This is a genomic window from Lacinutrix himadriensis (assembly GCF_001418105.1).
Taxonomy (GTDB): Bacteria; Bacteroidota; Bacteroidia; order Flavobacteriales; family Flavobacteriaceae; genus Oceanihabitans; species Oceanihabitans himadriense.
Window position 1 is genome coordinate 1 of the sequence record NZ_LIQI01000021.1, and the last position, 4922, is coordinate 4922.

The following is a 4922-nucleotide window of genomic DNA, read 5'->3' on the forward strand; positions in this document are numbered from 1 at the left end:
ATTCCGTTTGAGTGGCTTTTCCGAAACTAGCTAAATTCCGCAAGAGTTAATTTCGAATTGGAGTAAATAATTTCGTAATATTTAATTCAGATTGTGAGTAATTTTTTCCTCGTAAATTTTGGAGGAATTCCATTCGGTTTTTTTCCGAGTTATATTTGGCAACGTGTTTGTATATGGTTTGTTGCGAGTTTCAAGCAACTAATTTAGTAAATAATTACCGACCAAGAAAGTCCGCGAGGACTTTCGTAAGTAGGCTAGAAGCCAGCAATAAATTATATACGGTGTTGTAAAACGTTTTTATTTCAGTTTTGCTTTTATTTTGTCCCAAAAAGTGACTTTTTCGTTTGATTCACCATCTTTCGTAAATTTTATTTTATTCCAATGTTTGTCTAAATCCTTAATTGTTTTTATTTTCAGACCTCTGATATTGATTTCGGTTAATCCCGTTTCTAAATCAGCTTTCATACTTTCATACCAAGTTTGATTCGCTTCTTCATTATTTGTTATTTCAACATCCTTAATTTGCGAACTAAATTTAGCTGTCAGTTTCTTCCACAATTCCGAATCTTTTTCGTCAGTATTGTAAGAGATTATTGGTTTTTCATTTTCTCTTTCATTTACGAATTGAATAATTTCCATAAACATTTTAGTCTTTTGGTTTTCGCCCAAATTCGTATCGCTTAAATCTCTCAAACAGATATTTATTCCACCAAAACAAGTTGAATCAAAACCATATTCCTTTCCATTCAGATTATAATAAATTCCTTCTCCACGAGAACCAAATTTTATATGAGGAAATTCGTTTGATTTATCTGTGTTCATTGCTGTTGTAAAACGTTTTTTTTCATAATGTTTTCATACCGATAAATAAAGTTCCAATAATAATTATTAAAAGCCCAAATGAAAATAATTTATCGGAGGTTTTAACGTGTGGATTTTCAGCTGAAAATCCATAATCAATTTCACTCGAATTTCTTAAGAAGAGAATAAAATCTCTATTGTGAATTTTTTCACTCAGTTTTTTAAATAATCTGTCAAAAATCCAATATACTAAAGGAACACAGAATCCAAAATACATTAATCTTTCATTTCTTAACTCATTTTTTGATAATAAGCCAAAAATTCCGACAATCAAAAATCCTAAACAGAAAAACCAAACCTTCTTGGGTGTTATCCATTTTGCTTTTCTCGAATAAAGAATAAAGAAACTTATTCCAAGCGCAAAAAAAATTCCGATTATACTTTTATCCATTAAATTTTAATTTCACTTATTGAGGTCAATTTCAAATGTTTTACAACGGTTTTGTATAAAAAGAGTTGCGTTTTTGCGTGCGAGGAATTTCCGTAGGAAATTCAGATGTAGCAAAAGTGCAACGACTTTTAAATTAGTTCTAAATATAGCAATTTTTTTTATGCGTTGTTAGCTACTGTTGCGAGACATTTGAGTAATCACGTTTTTAATTCCGCTTAATAGATCAATTCCGAGTGAAGTTCGTAAAGTGGTTCTTTTTTTAAATTACGTGTAATGTATAAATTCCGAGTGAAGTTCGTAAAGTGATTTTTTTAAATTCCGTTTGAGTTGTTATTCCGCAAACAAGTAAAATTCCGCAAGAGTTAATTCCGAATTGGAGTAAATAATTTCGTAATATTTAATTCAGATTTTGAGTGAATTTTTCATCGTAAAGTTTGACAAAATTCCGTTTGGTAATTTTTCCGAGTTATAGTAGCTAACGGTTTTGTATAAAAAGAGTTGCGGTTTTATCAGCGAGGATTTTCCGAAGGAAAATCAGAAGTTGGTAAAAATGCAACTACCTTTGTTTAAGCACTAATCTAGCAATTTTTTTTATACGATGTTAGCCACTGGTTTTATTCCGGTTTTTAATTATTCCGCTTATTATATTTATCGGATAAATTAACTGTCCGAAAATTGCAATTAAAGCTATTAAATAAATTCCAAAAGTCAGATTATTATTGAAATTATATTCCATTATTGATTCTCGGAAAAGTTGCGCTAAAATCCAGATGAGTAAAATTCCGCCAAAAGTCAGCGTAATGTGAATTAAATTCAGCCATTTGGATAGCTTTCTGTTGGCTTTTAGCATAATCCAATATCCAATTCCGATTATACCGAAAAGAATTGAAATCAGAATGGTTAAATCGATTTGGCTAAAAACGAAATAAGTATCGTGAACATTTATATCCAACATTTCGTTTCTGTTTAATATTCCGAATAGGATTATTATTGGAATCGAAAGTAAAAAAATCAGATGCGGTTTGTTAATCAGGAATTTCATTTTTTGGTTTCAGTTATATTTTCGGATTGAAATTCGTTTATTAAAAATCTAAAAATTTGAATTTATTACTAATTTTCGTTGGTCTGGTTAACTTGTGGCTAACGGTTTTGTATAAAAATAGTTGCGTTTTTGCGAGCGAGGATTTTCCGTAGGAAAATCAGATGTAGCAAAAGTGCAACGACTTTTAAAATTAGTTCTAAATATAGCAATTTTTTTTATGCGTTGTTAGCTACTTTTACGAGACATTCGAGTAAGTACGCTTTTTTTCTATTCCGCTAAATTGCTCAATTCCGAGTGAAGTCCGCAAAGTTTTTTTTGTTTTTTTTAATTCCGTTTGTGTGGCTATTCCGTAACTAGCTAAATTCCGCAAGAGTAAGTTCCGCAGACGAGTAAATAATTCCGCAATATTTGATTCCGATTTTGAGTGGTTTTTTCAGCGTAAAGCTTGGCAGAATTTTGGTTGGTAATTTTTCCGAGTAATTGTAGCTAACGTGTTTGTATATGGTTTGTTGCGTGTTTCAAGCAACTAATTTAGTAAATAATTACCGACCAAGAAAGTCCGCGAGGACTTTCGTAAGTAGGCAAAAAGCCAGCAATAAATTATATACGGTGTTGTAGTGCGTTTTTTATTCAATTATATTTCGATGAATACTTGTATTATATATTTGAACTTTATATTTTCTTTTGTCAATTAGTGTGTCTTTTCGTTTTTTAAAGTCAATATCAAAAATTCCATAATCAGACTCTACAACTTTTACTTCGTAACAGTCATCCGTTTTGATTCCAGCATTTTCAATTCCACCATTCGTTAATTGTTTTATTTTATGGAAAACAGTATCGTTTTTTACAAAGTAATAGTAAACAACGTCTTTTCTTGTTGTCGTACTTTTTGACACATTTGGTCTCAACTTTTCAATAATTCCGTAAGTTATGAATGAATTATTCTCTAACTTTTCTTTCCGATTTGTACTATTAAAATATATTAGAGTGAAAATAGGAAAAGTAAACAGTAAAATATATCCAATCTTTTTTATCGAACTGATTTCTTTTTTATTCGATTTCTTTTTCCTTTTTTTCTTTGTCATTTTTTTATTTCAGTTTTCCAATCCAAACGTCTCCTTTCGGGTGAAAATAAATTTTTTCGTTATCTTTTTCTACTACGTGAAATTTTTCTCGAATTAGTTTATTATAAAACTTTTGGTCTTTATTATATTCCTTTTCCGATTCATATTGTCCTTTTGGGAAATTTATTTCCCATTCTCGAACCGAATCTAAATCAAATTTTTTAACCCAAGTAAATTGCTCCAATTTTGCAGATAATTCTTCGATTTGTTTTGGGTCAAATTCAGGATTTTTATTGTTGGATAAAAAACTTTCATGATTGTAATAAGTTATTTTTTCATCTATTGCGCAAACAATTTCAGATTTTAGCATTCTTGGATTATAAAGCCAAATTGCTAAATAATATTCCTTATTTAGTTTGTCAAGTTCATTTTTCCATTCAAAATATGTTTTCAATAGAGTTTCAATAATTTTTTTTCGTAACTCGCCTTTTATCCCGAATTCTTCTCCATACCATTCTTCAATTTCATAATTATAATATTTTTCTTTCTTTAAGAAATCGATATTTATCTTGTGTTCAGAGTCAGAAATCGATTTATTTATTTGTCTAATAATTTTCTTTGAAAGAATAGTTTTTTTGTTCATTTCGGGTTTTTCTCAAATGCACTACAACGGTCTTGTATAAAAATAGTTGCGTTTTTGCGAACGAGGATTTTCCGAAGGAAAATCAGATGTAGCAAAAGTGCAACGACTTTTAAAATTAGTTCTAAATATAGCAATTTTTTTTATGCGTTGTTGGCAACTGTTGCGAGACATTTGAGTAATCGCGTTTTTTTATTTCACTTAATGGATCAATTCCGAGTGAAGTCCGCAAAGTGGTTTTGTTTTTTTAAAATTCCGCTAGAGTGGTTATTCCGAAACTAGCTAAATTCCGCAAGAGTAAATTCCGCAGACGAGTAAATAATTCCGTAATATTTAATTCCGATTTTGAGTGACTTTTTCAGAGTAAAGTTTGGCAGAATTTTGGTTGGTAATTTTTCCGAGTTATAGTTGCCAACGGTCTTGTATAAAAATAGTTGCGTTTTTTGCGTGCGAGGATTTTCCGTAGGAAAATCAGATGTAGCAAAAGTGCAACGACTTTTAAAATTAGTTCTAAATATAGCAATTTTTTTTATGCGTTGTTGGCAACTGTTGCGAGACATTTGAGTAATCGCGTTTTTTTATTTCACTTAATGGATCAATTCCGAGTGAAGTCCGCAAAGTGATTCTTTTTTTTAATTCCGTTTGAGTGGCTTTTCCGAAACAGGCTAAATTCCGCAAGAGTAAATTCAGCAGCTGAGTAAATAATTCCGCAATATTTAATTCCGATTTTGAGTGATTTTTTCAGCGTAAAGTTTGGCAGAATTCCGTTTGGTATTTTTTCCGAGTTATAGTTGCCAACGGTTACGTATAAGAATAGTGCGGTTTTGTGTGCGAGGATTTTCCGCAGGAAAATCAGAAGTAGCAAAAGTGCACTGTTCTTTATTTAAACACTAATCTACGCATTATTTTTATGCGATGTTGTAC

5 protein-coding genes are annotated in these 4922 nt (G+C 30.6%); all 5 read right to left on the reverse strand.

What is annotated here, in order from left to right:
* Window positions 1-297 precede the first annotated feature (297 nt).
* The 5 genes from AMD28_RS07725 to AMD28_RS07745 all read right to left on the reverse strand — a co-directional run bounded on the left by AMD28_RS07725 (window position 298) and on the right by AMD28_RS07745 (window position 4001).
* Window positions 298-822, reverse strand: coding sequence for a hypothetical protein (locus AMD28_RS07725; protein ID WP_055443586.1), 525 nt, complete (start codon window positions 820-822; stop codon window positions 298-300).
* Between the two features lie 22 nt (window positions 823-844).
* A complete protein-coding gene (locus AMD28_RS07730; protein WP_055443587.1) occupies window positions 845-1252 on the reverse strand; it encodes a hypothetical protein in 408 nt (135 codons plus the stop codon).
* Window positions 1253-1853: 601 nt separating this feature from the next.
* Window positions 1854-2207, reverse strand: a complete 354-nt coding sequence (locus AMD28_RS07735; protein WP_161804626.1) for a hypothetical protein — start codon at window positions 2205-2207, stop codon at window positions 1854-1856.
* Between the two features lie 713 nt (window positions 2208-2920).
* The gene (locus AMD28_RS07740) at window positions 2921-3379 is read right to left on the reverse strand and encodes a hypothetical protein (RefSeq protein WP_055443589.1); all 459 of its coding nucleotides are present in this window, start codon (window positions 3377-3379) and stop codon (window positions 2921-2923) included.
* Between the two features lie 4 nt (window positions 3380-3383).
* Window positions 3384-4001, reverse strand: a complete 618-nt coding sequence (locus AMD28_RS07745) for a hypothetical protein (RefSeq protein WP_055443590.1) — start codon at window positions 3999-4001, stop codon at window positions 3384-3386.
* Between the last annotated feature and the right edge of the window lie 921 nt (window positions 4002-4922).